Source organism: Mucilaginibacter sp. P4_A11, assembly GCF_056402535.1.
The window spans coordinates 1-19,246 of the sequence record NZ_JBFUHE010000008.1 but is presented as its reverse complement, the minus strand read 5'-3'; the positions used below and the strand labels follow the sequence as shown (position 1 = coordinate 19,246).

13 protein-coding genes are annotated in these 19,246 nt (G+C 42.2%); 6 read left to right on the top strand and 7 right to left on the bottom strand.

Going from position 1 to position 19,246, the window contains the following annotated elements; genetic code table 11:
* Positions 1 to 68: 68 nt before the first annotated feature.
* The 6 genes from AC1DUD_RS16615 to AC1DUD_RS16590 all read right to left on the bottom strand — a co-directional run bounded on the left by AC1DUD_RS16615 (position 69) and on the right by AC1DUD_RS16590 (position 12,611).
* Entirely contained in the window at positions 69 to 929 is an 861-nt protein-coding gene (locus AC1DUD_RS16615) for an AraC family transcriptional regulator (RefSeq protein ID WP_243481660.1), read from the bottom strand.
* Between the two features lie 102 nt (positions 930 to 1,031).
* Complete coding sequence (locus tag AC1DUD_RS16610) at positions 1,032 to 1,574, bottom strand: carbohydrate binding domain-containing protein (RefSeq protein WP_477376281.1); 543 nt, start codon at positions 1,572 to 1,574, stop codon at positions 1,032 to 1,034.
* A gap of 58 nt (positions 1,575 to 1,632) precedes the next feature.
* Positions 1,633 to 2,793 (bottom strand): hypothetical protein, encoded by a 1,161-nt coding sequence (locus AC1DUD_RS16605; RefSeq protein WP_477376279.1) that lies wholly within the window; start codon positions 2,791 to 2,793, stop codon positions 1,633 to 1,635.
* Positions 2,794 to 2,800: 7 nt separating this feature from the next.
* Complete coding sequence (locus tag AC1DUD_RS16600; RefSeq protein ID WP_477376277.1) at positions 2,801 to 4,465, bottom strand: RagB/SusD family nutrient uptake outer membrane protein; 1,665 nt, start codon at positions 4,463 to 4,465, stop codon at positions 2,801 to 2,803.
* An 18-nt stretch (positions 4,466 to 4,483) separates the two neighbouring features.
* Positions 4,484 to 7,645 carry a SusC/RagA family TonB-linked outer membrane protein gene (locus AC1DUD_RS16595; RefSeq protein WP_477376274.1) on the bottom strand — a complete coding sequence of 1,054 codons (3,162 nt, stop codon included), beginning with the start codon at positions 7,643 to 7,645 and terminating at the stop codon, positions 4,484 to 4,486.
* Between the two features lie 856 nt (positions 7,646 to 8,501).
* The gene (locus AC1DUD_RS16590; RefSeq protein WP_477376272.1) at positions 8,502 to 12,611 is read right to left on the bottom strand and encodes a two-component regulator propeller domain-containing protein; all 4,110 of its coding nucleotides are present in this window, start codon (positions 12,609 to 12,611) and stop codon (positions 8,502 to 8,504) included.
* A 523-nt stretch (positions 12,612 to 13,134) separates the two neighbouring features.
* Here AC1DUD_RS16590 and AC1DUD_RS16585 point away from each other — a divergent pair.
* Genes AC1DUD_RS16585 through AC1DUD_RS16575 form a run of 3 tightly spaced genes read left to right on the top strand, consistent with a single transcriptional unit; the run spans position 13,135 to position 15,747 of the window.
* On the top strand, positions 13,135 to 13,944 hold the full coding sequence (locus AC1DUD_RS16585) for an MlaE family ABC transporter permease (protein ID WP_477376270.1): 810 nt from the start codon (positions 13,135 to 13,137) through the stop codon (positions 13,942 to 13,944).
* An 11-nt stretch (positions 13,945 to 13,955) separates the two neighbouring features.
* Entirely contained in the window at positions 13,956 to 14,729 is a 774-nt protein-coding gene (locus AC1DUD_RS16580) for an ABC transporter ATP-binding protein (protein WP_477376268.1), read from the top strand.
* Between the two features lie 28 nt (positions 14,730 to 14,757).
* The gene (locus tag AC1DUD_RS16575) at positions 14,758 to 15,747 is read left to right on the top strand and encodes an MlaD family protein (RefSeq protein WP_477376266.1); all 990 of its coding nucleotides are present in this window, start codon (positions 14,758 to 14,760) and stop codon (positions 15,745 to 15,747) included.
* A gap of 433 nt (positions 15,748 to 16,180) precedes the next feature.
* On the opposite strand, the gene AC1DUD_RS16570 is transcribed toward AC1DUD_RS16575, so the two are convergent.
* Positions 16,181 to 17,347 carry an acyltransferase family protein gene (locus AC1DUD_RS16570; protein ID WP_477376264.1) on the bottom strand — a complete coding sequence of 389 codons (1,167 nt, stop codon included), beginning with the start codon at positions 17,345 to 17,347 and terminating at the stop codon, positions 16,181 to 16,183.
* A 223-nt stretch (positions 17,348 to 17,570) separates the two neighbouring features.
* Between AC1DUD_RS16570 and AC1DUD_RS16565 the strand changes: the two genes are divergently transcribed.
* The 3 genes from AC1DUD_RS16565 (at position 17,571) to AC1DUD_RS16555 (ending at position 19,238) form a co-directional block, all read left to right on the top strand.
* Positions 17,571 to 18,065, top strand: a complete 495-nt coding sequence (locus AC1DUD_RS16565) for a sigma-70 RNA polymerase sigma factor region 4 domain-containing protein (RefSeq protein ID WP_477376262.1) — start codon at positions 17,571 to 17,573, stop codon at positions 18,063 to 18,065.
* Positions 18,049 to 18,543 (top strand): hypothetical protein, encoded by a 495-nt coding sequence (locus tag AC1DUD_RS16560; RefSeq protein WP_477376260.1) that lies wholly within the window; start codon positions 18,049 to 18,051, stop codon positions 18,541 to 18,543. Before AC1DUD_RS16565 ends, AC1DUD_RS16560 begins: the two co-directional genes overlap by 17 nt.
* Before the next feature lie 140 nt (positions 18,544 to 18,683).
* The gene (locus tag AC1DUD_RS16555) at positions 18,684 to 19,238 is read left to right on the top strand and encodes a DUF1572 family protein (protein ID WP_477376258.1); all 555 of its coding nucleotides are present in this window, start codon (positions 18,684 to 18,686) and stop codon (positions 19,236 to 19,238) included.
* Positions 19,239 to 19,246 lie beyond the last annotated feature (8 nt).

The following is a 19,246-nucleotide window of genomic DNA, read 5'->3' as shown; positions in this document are numbered from 1 at the left end:
TATAATACTTTTTTAACCTTATATTTAACTTTATCAACAGGCTAATAAAGTTTTAACTGCCAGCGCAGTTAAATAAATACACGGTTTCCGGTATAGGTTTCTCTAAACTCTTTAGGGATACACATCTTTTTACGCTTAAAGATCCTGTTGAAGTTGGAGATATTATTAAACCCGCATTTGTAAGCAATTTCGGCCACGGTAGTAGTTGAATCGATAAGCATCCTGGAAGCATGCCCAAGCCTGATCTCATTCAAGCTATCGATAAAGGTTTTACCCGTGCGTTTTTTGATAAACCTGCTAAATGAAGCTTCGGGCATATTGGCAATTTTAGCTACTTCGGCAAGGGTAATTTGCTTATTATAGTTAACATTCATATGCTCAAACACTTTCTCAATACGGCGACTGTTGTAATAAAACTTCTCGTTGGTAAAGCTCGGATCCGACAACATTTTCATGTTACGGGAAATTGACAAATCATGCAGGATAGACAAAAGCTCCAGTACAGAATCAAAACCGCTCTTTTTATCCAGCATCGTTATCCTGTCCTTAAGGGCATAAATCGTTTCCGGCGAAAAGGAAATCCCTCTTTGCGAACGCTCCAGCATACTCTTCACAAAACTTAACTGATTGCGTTTCAGAAATTTCTCATCAAACAGATCCTTATGAAACTGAATAGTAACCTCGGTTATATCTTCGCTCTGGCATTGGTGCGTAAACCAGGCGTGATATAAATTAGGACCAACCAGCGCCAGCTCCACTTCTTCAATAACCTCAATGTGGCCACCCACCACCCTTTTGGCCCCCTTGGCATTGATAATTAAATTGAGCTCATACTCGTCATGATAATGGAGCGGAAAGTCAAATTTCTTTTTCACCCTCGAAAAAATAGTAAAACAATCACTTGGCGTTAGCGGAGTTATCTCTCGCATTACATTACTTGTCATCATAAAATCCCACTAATAAAGTTTGCTAATTGATGATACTAATTTAACCTTTTTATATCAACAAAATAACGTTTACACAATTTATTATTAATTTTTTGTTACCCCATCGCTCATTATCGCCTTCACGGCAACATCATCAATTAAAAATGTGCCTGTAGCGTTACCCATTGCCAAAAGCAATTTAAAGCGCACTGCGCCGGCAGGTATCAAGACCTCCTTTGAAGCCAACTCCCAGGGATGATCGCCGGTTAGTGTAACTATGTTCACCCCGTCGCCAGTCTTTTTATCCGCTTTATCCAAAAACTCAACGCTGAAAACCGCGCCATTCCAGTCGTCTTTCCCTTTTATCACGTTGATTGTTTTAAGCCATGCGCTAAATTCAAGTTTGCCTGCTTTTTTAGGTATAGTAACCAACTGATCAATACCAAGCCAGCTTGCAGCGTTAGTAGTAATAATAGCACAACTACTTTTGCCGGTTTTCACATCCCAGGGGGTAAGCTTAACCCCGGCATCATTCCAGCCGTACATTTCGTCTTCAAAACCGCCGTTGGTTATCAGGTTCTTTTGGGCCTGTACTTTGCCTGCCAGCAGCAATAGTACCATACAGGTTATTAAGCTATAAATTTTCATGCTGTTAAATTTTAAAGTCAGGGTCGCCGTCGTTTGCACGGCAGCGACCCGATAAAATTTAGATAAACCCAAGATCGTCAACATAGAAGGTGGCAGGTGCCCCAACTCCTAAGGTTTGAAAAGTGATTTCAGATATCGTTGTCGGATTGCCCAAACTGCTTAACGGAATAGTAAAATCCGTATAGGCACCAGGGACAATAGTAAGCGGCACGGCCCCCGGGTAATTGCCATTTACAACAAGCTGTACCCTATCGCCGGTTTTGAAGTTTGTACCGCCATAGATAGATACTTTTATAGATTTCAAACCCGATGTAGCGACATTTAAAGTAGCGCCACCATAACCTATTTGCAATGCGCCATAACCATTATCAACATTAACGGCAATAGCGTGTGTGCCACGTTTTACATGAGCTGTGCTGGCATAATCCCGGGTACTGCCGTAGCCGTCATAGCCCCCGCCGTTACCGCCCCAGTACAGCGTAAGGTCATCGCCATAAATTAAATATTTAAAGCCAAATGAAGCTACCGATTTAGTTGTGCCGCCAGCCGTAGTAACATATATAAAAGCTTGAACCACCCCCACTGGTACTTTAACTTTTATTTCGGTAGTTGTTGGCGTGCCTACAATTTCGGCAGGGGTATCATCAAACTTAACACTGATAACATCATTAAATACACTACCTGTTATGGTTACGATATCACCCGCGCCTGCTGCAAGCGGCACAAAGGAGGTAATTGCCGGAGGCGGCTGTGCTATGCTGAAATTATAATCAACCTTACCCTGCGTGGTGACAACTGTTAACTTGTTTGATTGGCTTGGGCCAAAAGGCACGTCTGAACCTATACTAACAATAATAATTTTATCTGTTACCAAAGCCGCGTTAAAATACACTTCAGTCCCATTAAAATATACATGCGTGGTATTCAGCAGGTTTTCACCAACAATAGCGTACTGCGTATTCAAACGGCCCTGGGTTACTGTCGAATCGTACTTAACCTGCTTGATATCATCATAAACGTTGGCCGAATCGAGGTTTACCGGGTGCGATACATTTTTAATAGTATCTGTTTTACTGATATACCTTACCCGGGTAATTTTAGGGGCGCCAGTACCGCCGGTACCCCTGTCATTATATTTACGGCACGAAGCCATACCAAACACCATCAAAACCGATAGCATCCAGTAAAATGATTTGGATTGTTGAAATATCTTTTTCATGGTTTGATTATTTAAATACATAAGGTACCGGTGCGTCTTTTAATTTAGGATTTGATGCTACTTCGGTAGCTGGGTACGGTAGCCTGAAATTGGCATCGCTAACTATTGAATTATATTCGTTACCGTAGCGCTGCGGCGGTGTGCTGTTATCAGATGTTCCTCTGTCCTGGTTTTTGATAATGCTAACGGCTATCGGATGGGTGGTTACGTTATAACCATCCAATCGGCCCAGGTCAAACCAGAAATCATTTTCAAAAGCAAATTCGCGTCTTCTTTCGTCCAGTATATCGTCACGGTAAAGCTCTTTGGGTGTATTAGCCGGTGCTCCTGCCAGTTTAAGCGCAGGGTTTGCCAGGTAGTATCCACGTTTAATAGTGGTTAGGTTACCTAAACCTGCCCTGTTACGGATTTTATTAATGGCTGCCAAAGCTTCCGGATCGCTGCTTGTTTTAGCACCGGCCATGATGGCTTCGGCCTTGACCAGGAAAACTTCGGCGTAACGCATCATGTAGGTATTGTTCGCGGCAGATTGTGCCGCGCCCAAACCTCCGTTATCTGCAGGGGTACCAACTACATATTTTTTAACCTGGGCATGCGTGCCTTGCGAGCTGGCATTATCGGGTAAGGTGTAACCGCCTGTGGCCTGGTTTATTTCAGGATAATGATCGCCCGGAAGCATAATAGTAGCTTTTCGGCGCAAATCGCCCGATTCATACATATCCTGCAGGTCAAATGTTGGTGCTAATACACCATAACCATCGCCCGTACCGGTTATTACTGAATTGTAAGCAAAGGAAGCCTGCTGCGGGTTACCTTTTCCGTAACCGCCCGTGGCCGACCATTGTAACTGAATAATTGACTCTTCGTTATTGTTATTAGCTGTCAAATACAAATCGGCAAAGGTTTTACCGGCTACATCAACACCGTATAATTTAAACTCGCCGCTGCTGATCACCTTGTTGGCTTCGGCAAGTGAGTTTTGATAATCCTGCATATACAGGTAAACTTTGGCAAGTAATGCTGATGCCGATCCGCTTGACACACGGCCTGATGATTTACCGCTCCGCGGCCCCATTTTAGTAATGTTATCCTCAGCAAACTTCAAATCGTTAACAATAAATTTGTAAACATCGGGGATAGGATTGGTATTGATCTGGTAGTTTGATACATAATCCAAACTATTCTCAATAATCGGAACCGGCCCCCATGCCCTTACCAAATGAAAGTAAGCTAAAGCGCGGAACAGGTGCGCCTCACCAAGAGCATTGTTTATCACAGCCTTATCAACACCTGCCCCTACTTTTACAGGCAAATTATTGATCAAAGCGTTGGCCTGGGCCACTACAATGTACAACGAGTTCCATGCACCGCCCAGCTCAAAGTTGGCATCGGTTACCGAGAAATTCTCAAAGTTCACCACATCCGATGAGTAGGTACGACCATTGCCGCCCATCAGCTCGGTTATTGACCAGCCGGCTTTACCACACCAGCCAAACCATACCGCACTGTACAAATCATTTGTACTGGCAACCACCTGGTCGTTAGTTTTATAGTAATTATCCAAAGTGATGGCACTTTGAGGCGGACGATTAAAGAAGTCCTTTTTACAGCTACTTGCTGTAACACCTGTTACAACCGTTAGCCCTAATAAATATTTTATATATCTTTTCATATCAGGTATATCCAAAAATTAAAATTCAGCGTTAACTCCAAATGTGATGGTACGTGGTGAAGGATACCTGCCGATATCGACACCATTTAAAAACGCATCCTGGTTTATTGATCCAATTTCCGGATCGAGGCCCTTGTATGGTGTAAACACATACAGGTTTTGCCCGCTTACATAAACCTTAAGGCGGTTAAGCTTGATGTGCCTGATCCATGTTAATGGCAGGTTATAGCCCAAACTCACATTTTGCACCCTCAGGAATGATCCGCTTTCGATAAACCTGTCGGAGTTTTTCAGATTAGGATTATCACCGCCGCGTGGGGCCGGGATATTTGAATTAGGATTTTGAGGTGTCCAGAAATTACCTACTGAAGCCAGCTGGTTTTGATAAAGACCGGATAATCCGCTGATAGAATAGTTAAGCACATTAAAGATCTTAGCGCCATATGATCCGTTAAGGAAGAAAGACAGATCAAAAGATTTATAGCTGAACGAGTTGGTGATACCGTAAGTGAACTTAGGATTACCACTACCCAAGCTGGTTTGATCCGATTCGTCAATTTTGCCATCATGGTTTAAATCCTTGTATTGAATATCGCCCAGCCAGGTACCTGCTGAGTTATTAGCCACTGCACGGCCAAACTGGACAGGCGCATTACGCAGCTGATCGGCAGTTTTGAAAATACCCTGAACTTCGTAGCCATAAAACTCACCCACAGGTCCGCCTGCTACAGTACGGGTAACCGGTAACGACAGGAAGCTTACGCCAACACTTCTGTTGATGAATGGCACACCATTGGCAAGCGATACAACCTTGTTTTTATACTTTGAGAAGATCAGCGTAGTGTTCCACCTGAAATTTGTTGTGGCGATGTTTCTTGAATTGATGGTGAACTCAAAGCCGCGGTTATACAATTTACCACCGTTAACATAAGGCGGTGCAATTACACCTGTACCCGAATATTCTGCACTTTGACCTAACAGGAATGCCGGTAACGATGCCTGGAACAGGAAATTTTTTGATGTTTTATCGAAGTAGTCAACGCTGGCTTCAATCCTGCCGAACAAAGAAAAATCGATACCGATATCGGTTTGGATAGCTGTTTCCCAGGTGAGGTTAGGATTTGCCACCTTGTCAATGGTAAAGCCGGTACCCAAACCTGTAGTTAATGAATTTAAAGCCGAGCCATACAAATAGTTAGGCACCGCCTGGTTACCAACCTGGCCATAACCTACCCTAAGTTTAACATTATCGGCAACAGTTTTTATACCGGCAAGGAAAGGCTCTTCAGATAAACGCCATGACACCGCAAACGATGGAAAATAACCCACCTGGTGACCTTCGGCAAATTTTGATGACTTATCACGGCGGATGGTAGCAGTGATGCTATACCTGTTATTGTAAGTATAGATAGCCCGGGCAAATTGCGACTCAAGTGCCTGACCGTCTTTATACTCACCATTAGTGGCGGTTTTAGCATCGCCCAGGTTCAGTGTTTTAAGATCATTACCTAAAAAATTCTGAACACCGGCATCAACACCGCCCCAGGTTGATTCGTTAACCTCATAACCTAACAAACCTGTCACATTATGCTTTTTACCAAAGGTGTGGTTATAGTTTAAGTACTCCTGCCAGCCCCAGTAAACGGTATTAGCAATGTATTCGTTAAGTTTTGCGGTTGGGTTAACAAATAGCGGCCCGTAATTGTACGATGGCTGAAAAACCTTAGCATTCGACCAGTTGAAATCGCCGTTTAACTGGCTTCTTAATGACAGATCGCGGGTAAACTTCATTTCGGCATAAACGCCGCCGTTAAAATTGCTTCGTACCAGGTTATTGTAAATACTTAAAGCCTGAGCTACCGGGTTAATTTGCCCACCTTGTTGATTGGCCTGCGGCAGCGGACCGGAAAACGATCCATCTGCATTACGTACAGATTGATCCGGCGCGCTTAACAAAGCACCGTAAATAACCCCATTATTATCACCAATTGACACATTTTGATTAGAGCGGCTGCCGGATATGGTAGTACCCACCTTGAGCCAATCCTTCACCTGCGAATTAATATTAGTGCGGATGGTATAACGCGTAAAATCGTTGCCTAAAATTGTACCTAATTGCCTTAAATAGCCACCCGAAATATAATAATCCGTACCTTCTTTACCTCCTGAAATGGATACCTGGTGGCTTTGCATCGGCGCATTTCTGAAAATTTCATGCTGCCAGTTAGTTCCGTTACCCAACAGGCTCGGATCGGCAAACTCACCGCGTTTTTGAACACCAATTACATCAGCAAGAGCATTTTGCAATGCGGCGTATTGCTGCAGGTTCATCATTTTTAAAAACTTACCCTGCTCCTGGTAACCAAAATAACCATCATAACCCACACGAGCGCTACCATTTTTACCGCGCTTGGTGGTAATGATGATTACACCGTTTGATGCACGGCTACCATAAATTGCCGTTGCCGATGCATCCTTCAGCACATCGATAGATTCGATATCGCTCGGGTTGATCAGCGCCAGTGGGCTTACCGCGTTTTCGTCATTATTGGATGTAAGTTGCGGCGAACGACCACTGGTTGATTTATTGGTGGCATCGCCTGAAATAGGAACACCGTCAATCACATACAAAGGCTCGTTTGATAAACTTAACGAGGTAACACCACGCACCCTAACCGAGGTTGAACTACCCGGAGCACCCGAGTTTTGGGTGATGGTTAAACCGGCAGCTTTACCCTGCAACAGCTGATCAATACTTGGCTGCGGAATGTTGGCTATATCAGAAGCTTTTACTGATGATATAGCACCGTTAACATCCTGCCGCCTTTGTGAGCCATACCCAATAGCAACCACATTAACATCGGTAAGCGCAGTAGTTGTTGATTTAAGGGTGATAGTAAATGTTGTTTTGTTGCCTATGACTACCTCTTGTTTCTCTGCACCTATAAAGGTAAAAACAAGCATTTTGGCGTTGGCTGGTAAGGTTAGCCTGAATTTACCGTCAACATCGGTAATAACAGTTGTCTTACTATCTTTAACGGCAATTGTAACGCCTGGCAGGGTAACGCCTTTTTCGTCTGATACCGTTCCCTGCACCACCGTTCCCTGGCTTTGTGCCATCCCCCGGACGCACATAAACATTAAGGAGAACAGGAAGGCTATTCGTAGAATTTTTCCCATAATTGATTGTTAGTTAATATTGATTTATTTAGATTTTAAGCTCTTAATTATAAAGACTGGATAATACCGTTCCCTCCCTTGCCTGATGCCTTATCTACCGGAAATAATTTATCTATCCCTCGCGATGACATCTCCGTTTCATCAATTAATATTGACGGATTATCCTGTTAATAAATTGGTTTGTTACTTATTAGGTTTATATCAACCCTTGCCTCAGCAAATGATTGTGGTTAATATTGATTATAACGATGGTAAAATTATATGCAACAAACAGCCCGATTGTGGATAAATAGGGGCACAAATGTCAACTACACATAAACAACTAATTATCAATAATTTAATATAAAAAATTGTCATAAAAAGGCTACAATAGTTACAAATGTGCACCTATTGATATGATTTATAATGATATTTCGGTGCTATAATAGTATCACCTGAAGCGATTTATCCGGAGATAAAGAAGATGATTTTGAAATAGGGAAGATTCCGCCATTTCTGCCACTGGTCGAAGTTTAGCGATAGCGTAACTTCGTCCTAAAATATGTTAAGCTTTCAGCTTAACTTCAATACAAACTTGCCTTTCCTTAGTTATTACAACCTGTAAAGTGAACGAACATTACAGCCTCCGCAAGCAGAATGCTTGCCTTATTTTAGGACGAAGTTACGCTATCGCTAAACTTCGACCAGTAAAAGCGACGACAAAGCAAAAGAGCCTTAACTAAAGCTGGAAGCTTTAGTGATGTTACACCAGGGGTTACGCTATCGCTAAACCCGCGGCAGTGAAATCCATTAATCCAGAAAATCCGTTTAATCCCGGTTCAGAAAAAATCAGCGTAATCAAGAGAAAAATCAACGGTCACTCCTGGTTCATAGCTTCCTGGTACTTTGATGGAATGCTGTTAAACTCGGCTTTAAAGGTGCGTACAAAGTATTTCTGGCTCTTGAAGCCCACTTTGTGGCAAATCTGAGATATAGTAAGGTGACCTGTTTCAAGCAATTGTGCAGCGCGCTTGAGGCGCATAGAACGCACAAGCTCATTAGGGGTTTTACCGGTCATTTGCAGGATCTTTTTATAGAGTGTATACCGGCTTACAAACATCTCGCTGCTCAACTCCTCGACAGAAAAATTAGGGTTGGAGATATTGGCATCTATCAGCAGCAATACTTTTTTGATAAACAATTCTTCCGGCGAATCTACCTGTAGTTCGGTAGGTGCAACATCTACCTGTTTCTGGTAGGTTTTACGCATTTTTTCCTGCTGACTGAGGATGTTCTTTATTTTAGAATGCAGAATCTCAAAATTGAAAGGCTTGGTCATGTAATCGGTGGCACCGGTTTCCAGGCCCTTGATCTGCTGCTCCTCTCCTGTTTGAGCTGTAAGTAATATCACCGGAATATGTGACGTACGCGAATCCCCCTTGATCTTGCGGCACAGATCGATCCCATTCATTTCGGGCATGCTGATATCGCTTACTACCAGGTTAGGATGCTGGGCCAAAGCTTTTTGCCAGCCCTTTTTACCATTTTCTGCTTCAATGATATTAAAGGCATCTTTCAGGTTATCTTTAATGTAAAACCTGAAATCCTCGTTGTCTTCCACCAATAACACCGTTGGCTTTTTGATATCTCGCGACTCTTTAGGCTGATTTGGCTTTGCAGCTTCGGCGTCCATCAAAAAGTCGCTGTTATGCTGCAAGTGATAATCGGTATCAGTAAACAGCGTTTCATCAACCCTTTGCAAGGGCAATATTACCGTAAAGCAACTTCCCTGGTTATGCTCGCTCTCAACAAAGATCTCGCCGTTGTGCAGCTTCACAAACTCCCTGGTAATGGAAAGCCCAATCCCGCTGCCCTGATTTAACATGGAACCCGGAATATCATGCTGAAAAAACGGTTCAAAGATCCGGTCTCTTTTTTCAACAGGGATCCCTATGCCTGTATCCACCACCCTTATCTCCAACAGGTAATCATCAGCTTCGTTGCTACGCTTCAGGTTAAGGAGTACGCTTACCTGGCCTCCTTCATGTGTAAACTTGTAAGCATTTGAAAGCAGGTTAAACAGGATGCGCTCAATTTTATCATGATCAAAACTGGTAACAAACTCATCCTTATCAGTATCAAAAACAAACCTGATGTGCTTTTGGTCGGCTATGTCGGTGAACGACCATGACAGATCTTTAATAAAAGCAATGATATTTCCTGATCGTTTATACAATTTAAGCTCCTGGTATTCCATTTTCCTGAAATCCATCAGCTGGTTAACCAGATTCAGCAGACGTTTGGCATTACGGGTGATCATGGTAAGCTGACGCCGCGTTTCCGGCTCGCTCACCTGCTTCAGGATCTTATCAACCGGGGCCATGATAAGCGATAGCGGCGTACGGAACTCATGGCTTATATTAGTGAAGAATTTGATCTTCATCAAATCAAGCTCGTGCATGCGCTGGGCCTCCTCCCGTTCTTTTTCGATAGAGAACTGCACTTTTAATTTCTGAATGCCCCGCTGCCTGAAATAAAACAATCCGCCAATAAACAGCAACGCATAAACTACATAAGCCCAGGTAGTTTTCCAGAACGGCGGGAGGATCCTGATGTGCAGGGCTATCTCTTTTCCGTTCCAAAACTCGTTGTTGGTTGCCCGCACTTTGAAGGTATAATCGCCAGGTTCAAGGTTGTAAGTGGCCTTGCGAAGCTTGTTATCAACCGAGATCCAGCCATCATAAAAACCCTCCATAGCATATTGCAGCTTTACCTTATCCGGATTAAAGAAGGTAAGCGCAGCAAATTCAATTGAGAACACATTCTGATCGTAGTTAAGTACTATTTCTTTAAGCTGGGAAATCGACTCAGGCAATATTACCCTTCCGTTAACCTTTTCGCCTACATCAAGGCTTTTATCAAACAATTGAAAATCGGTAAAGAGCAGGGACGAACTTCCTTTATTAAAATTCAGGGCCGATGGTTTAAAAATATTAAAACCGTTACCTCCTCCAAAAATCAATTCCCCCTCGCGGGTTTTTACTGATGAGTTTTCGGCGAACTCGCGTCCCTGTAAACCATCAGCTTCGTTATAGTTTATGAAATGAAACTGGAGTTGGGCCTTGCTTCGGTCTACAATAATATTTGACAACCCGTTTGGCGTGCTTACCCAAATATTGCGACTTTCATCTTCCCTAATATCTATTGTGGTATTATCGGGCAGGCCATCCTGTTTGGTAAGAGCGGTAAAGTTTTTAGTATCCGGGTTAAAAACGTTGAGCCCTTCGCGGGTGCTGATCCAGATTAATCCTTTACTATCCTGCAAAATGTTATTTGTGTTATTATTTACCAGGCTGTTAGGATCTTTATCATCATGCAGGTAATGGGTAAACTTGTTATCCTTCCGCATGAGCACATCAACGCCATAGGCGGTTACTATCCATATATTTTTATGCCTGTCTTCGAGCAAGGCACTTATATAGTTTGAATGAATAGTATTTTTGCTAATATCGCCGTCAAATTTATAGCTTGCCACTACCTGCCGGTTTTTATCGAGCTTATTTAAGCCGGCCGACAGGGTACCAACCCAAAGGTTCTGGTCGCTGTCTTCCATGATAGAACAAACCCTGTCCTCAGAAATGCTGTTTACATCACCATCATTATGCTTGTAGTGCTTAAAGCTTTTGCCATCATAACAATCCAGGCCACCATAATAAGTACCTATCCATAGCTTTTGTTCATGGTCAATAAACAGGCAGACTACCACATTATTGGTTAGACTATTTTTATCATTAGCATTATGCAGGTATTGCTTAAAACCGCCTGTTTTACGGTTCCAGTAAATAAGCCCTCCGCCGTTGGTTCCTATCCAGATGTTGCCCAGCTTATCTTCGGCAAAATTATTTACATCACTAAAAGGCAAACTGTTTGGATCGCTGAGGTGGTGGGTATACCCCGCAAATTTGATAATGCTTGGATGGTAATAACTGAGCCCTCTTTTGTAAGTACCACACCATACAATGCCAGAGTAATCTCTGTAAACGCAGGTTACGCTGTTTTGCCCTACGGTTTTACTATCATCCTCGCGGTTAAGCATATAACTTAAGCTGAAGGTTTGCTTATCAAGCAGGTTTATGCCGCCATGATCTGTAGCTATCCACATCCTGTTTTGATCATCCTCTGCCAGGTCAGAAACCACGTCAGTATTCAGGCCAATGCCGGCCGGACCTTTTCCAATATGTTTAAAGATGCCTTTTTGCATATTGAGATAAAACACGCCCGATGAGTAGCTTGGTACAAATACCCAGATATCATCTTGTCTGTCGATATATATTTTGTAGGATGAGCTAAGGCCGGGAGGCAGCTCACCCAAAGCTTTACGGTAGTTAACCTTGTAAGTAATAGGATCAAGCCTTTCTAAAACCCCGGTATTGGACACCAGCCAGATCCCTTTTTTCGAATCGACAGCAAGATCGGTAACCATGTTGGAAAAAATGGAACTGCCGTCATGATCCTTATGCACCAAATTAATAAGCCGGGTTGTCTTAGGATCGTATTTATAAATACCCTGGTTTTTATTGTGGTGCAAAAACCAAAAATCACCAAACCGGTCACTCTTAATAGCAGCTATGTAGGGATCATACAGCTTTATTTTAAACAGGAAATCTTTGTAGTTTCGGGTAAACTTTTCGGTAGCAGGATCATAAATATTAAAGCCCATGCGGGTTTCGATCCATAGCTTATTTTCCGGGCCGGGGGTTATGCTAACAATATAGTCGTCATCTAAGGTAGTAGTATCGTTACTGGCATGTTTAAAGGTTTTGATATTATAGCCATCATACTTGTTAAGCCCGGATAGGGTGCCAAACCACATAAAACCTTTATCATCCTTATAAACACAGTTTACCTGGTTATGTGATAATCCATTGTTTATATCAAGCCTTGAAAACTGAAATGGGTTTGATTGCGCGCTTAAAAATGCCGGCATATACAGCATAATAAGGCAACATATCAAAATTTTACACTTCATTAACTATATTTTAGGGGCTGTATTACGCTATATAAATTTTAACTTTTAGGTTTGCAGACTAATAGGTTTAAACATTTAACCCAAATGGTCAAAAGGATTTAATTAGCCGTAATTTAATCTGCCATTAACAAGTATTTGATAATTTGCCCGCTTAATACCGGTGAGGATTTTGGCCGGTGTTTTGCTACAGCACTTATAATTGGTTTATTATCAAATGTACTTTTAATACAGAGGTAAGATATAATACTTTTTTTACATTATTTAGTTTTAAATTAACAAAAACATCTAAATTACTGTCATAAACAGCACAATAAAGCACTGATACATAATACTTTTATTTCATTTTACTAATCAAACAAAATGTTTTTAAAACGATTTAAAAAGTTACCAAAAAGTATCTGAATGAAATAAAACGATTATGGCAAACAAACTCCGGCAGGTTTTGTAGAAGTAACCGTATATTAATACAAGTACCTATTGAATGGACAATACGCAAAGCTTAAACAAGCATACAAATACAAGATTCGCAAAGCTTAAACAAAGTCTGAGTGACTTTTTTTTATCGCTTTACCGGATAAACCAGTTTATCCTCCGTTTTTTTAAAGAGGCCTTTGTACCGCCTTTTGAACTTAAAGAGGTTGTACGCCAGTGCTACGAAGTAGGCGTGCGTTCATTTACGCTAATATCGGTTACAGGTTTTATTGTGGGGGTAATATTTACCAAACAATCAAGGCCATCCCTATCACAATTTGGAGCCGAGTCATGGCTGCCGTCGCTGGTATCCATAGCCATTATGCGTGCACTTGCCCCATTGGTTACCGCACTCATCGCTTCGGGAAAAGTAGGCTCAAGTATTGGTGCCGAATTAGGCTCTATGAGGGTAACCGAGCAAATAGATGCGATGGAAGTTTCCGGCACTAAACCTTTTAAATACCTGGTATGTACCCGTGTACTGGCAACTACGCTTACAATTCCAATTTTATCAACATATACAGGCTTTGTGGCCTTATTTGGCGGTTACTTGAACGTTACCCAAAACGAAGGCACAACCTGGACAACCTTTATACAGGAAGTTTTTGAACCCTTAACTTTTACCGATTTTGTGGCATCGCTCATCAAATCAATTGTGTTTGGTTTTACTATTGGTATTGTAGGTTGTTATCAGGGCTATAATTCAAATAAAGGCACCGAGGGTGTGGGTAAAGCAGCAAACGGCGCGGTTATTACGGCCATGTTCCTGGTATTTATTGAGGAAGTAATTATTGTACAGATAACCGGCTGGTTCCGCTAATTAATTGAGATATGAAAAAGGCAGCAGTACAGGCAGATCATAACAACCCGGTTATCAGCATCAGGGGCTTAAAAAAAGCGTTCCAGGATTACGCCGTGCTCCGCGGTATTGACCTTGACCTTTACCAGGGCGAAAACCTTGTTGTACTTGGCCGTTCGGGTACGGGCAAATCTGTACTGATCAAGATCATATCGGGTCTGCTTAAGGCAGACGAAGGCATAGTAAAAGTATTTGGACAGGATATAGCTCACATTACCGAAGATGAACTACAGAAGCTACGTATCAGGATAGGGTTTTCATTCCAGAACAGTGCATTGTACGATAGTATGACCGTGCGCAAAAACCTGGAGTTTCCGCTGGTACGTAACAAACGTAACCTAACCCGCGGAGAGATCAATACTGCAGTTGAAACTGTACTTGACGCTGTTGGTCTTTCACAAACCATTAACCAGATGCCATCTGAACTTTCGGGCGGTCAGCGCAAGCGGATCGGCATTGCACGCACGCTGATCCTGAACCCCGAGGTTATGCTGTATGATGAACCTACGGCCGGTCTTGACCCGATAACCTGTATTGAGATCAATGACCTGATCAACGAGGTACAGCAGCGTTATAATACATCATCCATCATTATAACACATGACCTTACCTGCGCCAAACAAACCGGCGACAGGATTGCTATGCTCTTAGACGGGCAGTTTCAGCGCACCGGTACTTTCGAAGAGGTATTTAACACCAACGACAGCCGGGTGAAACCTTTTTACGATTACAACTTTATACAATAACAACACTTAGATAAGATATACCATTATCATGGATCCAGCAGAAAACAGAAAATCGATCATAGTAGGCATATTCCTTGCACTTGGCCTCGTATTATTTATATTGGGGGTATTTACCCTGGGCGGTCAGCAAAAGGCCTTTGTTAAAAATATAAAACTAAGCGCGGTGTTTACCGATGTTGCCGGTTTAAAGAAAGGTAACGCCATTTGGTTTTCGGGCGTTAAGGTAGGAACTATCAGCAGTATCAAATTCATCGGGCCATCAGAGGTTCAGGTATACATGAATGTTGACGAAGCCACCCAGCAATACATCCGCCGCAATGCAAAAGCCAAAATCGGGTCGGATGGCTTAATAGGTAATAAGCTTATCGTTATTGAAGGCGGTACCGCACAAGCTCCCGTAATAGAAGACGGGGATGTTCTGCAATCAGAAAAAATGCTATCAACCGATGATATGCTTAAAACCCTGCAGGATAATAACCAAAACCTGCTGGCTATTACTAACGATTTTAAATCATTAAGTCATAACATACTCCAGGGCAAAGGTACAGTGGGTGCTTTATTGGCCGATAGTACCATGGCCATACAACTGCGCGGCGCAATGCGTAATCTTCAGGCTACCACTCAAAGTGCCGCATTAATGGCAGTTCAGCTTAATCAGTTTAGTCGTAAAATAAATACCAAAGGCGGCCTTGCCGATAAAATGCTGACTGATACCGCAACCTTTGCTCAAATTAAACAAGCAGTAACCCAGTTGCAGCAAACCGCAACAAACGCTTCAACACTTACTAACAACCTTACAAAAGCAAGCAATAAGCTCAACACTACCGATAATGCCCTGGGCGTATTATTAAATGATCCCAAAGCGGCAGTGCAAACACAGTCGGCCATTAACAACTTGCAGGCAGCATCTATTAAATTAAATGATGATCTGGAGGCCGTGCAGCATAACTTTTTCCTGAGAGGTTTTTTCAAGAAGAAAGAAAAAGCGAAGGCTGACAGTTTGAAAATGAAGCAGTAGTTGCTTAAGAAGCTTATTCCTATTTATTTTAAGTAACTACTTTTCGTAGAACGTTTTCCATAAAGATGTCATTTCGATAGAGCGGAGATGGGAGTGAGTATTAGGGCGAAAGAGAAATCTTATACGCCCTACTAAGTAATCTGCTGCGCGTGTAAGATTTCTCACTCGTAACTCGTTTCGAAATGACATTTGGATTTATTACCCCCTCCTCATTTTAGCTACAAAAACAAAAATGCGTTCCGTATCTCACCCCGGAACGCAATGTCGACAACATCTCAAAGCTATCGATCAACTAAATCAGGTTAAATCTCACCCTTTATCTTATTATACACGCATATCGTGCCATTGTTTTAAACAATTAACAATCAATACATTAACCAGAATTAAACTTTTTAAAACGTCCGTTTATGTACACGCAATGTTCTATTTCGGATCAAATAATTTTATTTACTCCCGGTACCTTCACCAGGACCAACGATAATAAAAAACTACCTGCTACAGCCAGCGGGCCAACAATCAATAATTTATAACCGGGATCCATGGGCCAACCTATAGCGATTACCGAAAGCGAGATCAGCACCAGCGGATGAAAAATATACACTCCAAATGCAGCCCGCGACATACTTTTCCCTATTGAGGCCTTTCCCGCCCATTTATGTTTTGCAATGATCAGTAACGCCGTCATGATAAAAATACCCGTAAATTGCTCCCAGCAAGCGTACATTAATGATTGCCAATACCCTTGTCCGCTAAAGGTTTCAACAGCGCTATGAGTAATTTCTTTTACAAAAAAGATTACCGGAAATACCACCAAGATCATGAAACCTGCCAGCCAGGCAAACAGCTTACCCGTTTTTAAACTAAACCTGTTAAGCCAGTTATTCCGAGATGCCATTATTCCGGCGCAAAACATAGCGATGTATTGAGGAAAATGCCCCAGCTGAAAACCAACAGGCTTAAGCACCCAGCCTACCGGGAAAACTATCCGTACGATATAGGTAGTTATTCCCAATCCAGCTGCAAATAATATAATCACAAAGGCTGATGGTGCTTTTCCGGATCTCGGCATTGGAAGTTTTACCATTGACCTAATCAACACAAAGATCAAGCTGAATAGCAACAATGCCGCCACAAACCAAAGCACCCCAAAATCAATCCATCCGTCAAAACCGCCCAGGTATTGCAGGTAAGTGACCTGGTGCCCTTCAGCAAAACGGTAAACGATATAGCTCAACACCGGCGACAGAATAAATGAATAAAATAACAATGGGATTCCTAAACGTTTTAACCTCTCGGAAATAAAACGTGCAGCCCCCTTTTTTTGTAATGATGACGCCGCAAAATAGGCCGAAATAAAAAAGAAGAATCCCATAAAAAATGACTGATTGACCGCCACAAACAGTGTCATGGGGATAACTGCTCCCTCATGAGTGGTTTTATCGGTAAAATACCAGCCTCCGGGTGCGCCATAAGTAATAAAAGCATGGTGTAGCACCACCAAAATTGTAAGCGCGACTTTTAAATTATCGATGTAAAACAACTTCGATGTAGCTGAAGAGTTAATATTATTTTCAGTTGGCAAAGTATCCGTTAATTGCATAAATGAGTTGCTGTGATTTTAAGCAATAAGACACCAAATATTTCGGCATGTTACATCTGGACCGGATCTTAAAAAATTAGTCTACAAGCATATACAACTTTCAGGAGTGTGAAATACCAACCTCATTTTCACACTTTTTGCACAATTTCCATTTAACTTGTAACATAATTTATATATATTTGGTTGAATACTGAAATTATAATATTCTTTAATTGACCCTAATTTGAATCCGCAGTTACAAACATCTGCACCCTTGGCCCGGAGCGAGTCGGAGGCTTTACGGAGCCTTTATAACAGTTACGCGGCAAAGCTTTTGGGCTATATTTTTGAGGTGGTGCAAAATAAACAGGTAGCTGAACAGTACCTCGCGGCTGTTTTTAACGAAGTACCTAACGAAATAGATGAACTTTCAAAAGCCGGGGTAAATGTACTTTGCCGACTGCAAATAATAGCGCGTCGAAAACTGGCTGATTTTTTTGTTCCACTCGATAATGAAACCGACAGGAAAGCCGGGCAAAATATGCCTTGGGTAAATAATAGATACATCGCCCAGATGACACCACTGCAGCAGCAGGTTTTTCTCGGTGCTTATTATCAATGCAAAACAACATCGCACATTGCAAAAGAACTAAGTAAAACGGAAGACGAAATAAGAAAAACATTAAAGGAATGTTTCAATATTATCAGGAACGGGAGGAACGATGAAAGAGTACATTGATAGCGGCATTCTTGAAGTTTTTGTAATGGGCGCAGCTACCGACGACGAAGTGAAGGAGCTGATGTATATGAAGGTCAAATATCCCGAGGTAGATGAGGCCTTGAAACAGCTGGAAATAGACATGGAAAAAATTGCAGCAGGTATGGCCCTTGCCCCTCCTCCAGGCACCTGGGACAAGATTGAAGACGAGATTGATGATCTTATCCGCAGGGAAACCTATACCCAGCCTGTTAAGTTCAGGACAGACCACGGGCATAACGGCTATGAAAAAACGACTCCTCCCGAGCAATTCATATCTATCGAATCCGAATCGAACCATATGCGCCTGCATAAATCATGGCGCTGGGTATTTGCCGGCGTGTTTGTGTTAGGGAAGATCTTTTTGGGCTTTGCGATATATTTCTATCTCGAAAACCGCCAAACCCAGCAACAGCTACAGGTGTTAAAAACCGAAATCAGGGAATTGAAGAAGAAATAATTAGAGGTTGGAGATCGGAGATTAGATTTCCTGTCTATTTATATAGAATCCATTGATTAATTTCACAGAATACAATCAATAACATTGATAATAAAGCTACCCGCTTTAAGCTTTGTGCATTCTGCTTTAAGCTCAAACTTATGGAAAACGATTATTTGACCAGCGTAAAAAAGCAATTTGCCTATTACAAATCTCTTGGTGAAAAAACATTCGGGCAGCTTAGCGATGAGCAACTATACTGGCAATATAACCCAGAATCAAACAGTGTTGCCATGATCGTGAATCATATGTCGGGCAATATGATTTCCAGGTGGACTGATATTTTTACTACAGATGGCGAAAAGCCTACCCGTAACCGCGAAGCTGAATTTACCCCTTCTACCCCTACCCACCAAATAGTTTTAGATACCTGGGAACAGGGATGGAAATGCCTTTTTGATACATTGGATAAACTGACCACCGATGACCTGGATAAGATCATCTATATCCGCAACCAGGGCCATACCGTTATGGAAGCTATTAACCGCCAGTTAGCCCATTATCCCTACCACGTTGGCCAGATAGTTTTTTTAGGCAAGATGCTATGCAATGAAAACTGGGCTTCACTCTCCATACCCAGGGGACAATCTGACAGCTATAATGCCGATAAGTTTGCCCGGGAAAAACGAAAAGTGCACTTTACCGATGAAAAATAGTTCATCCT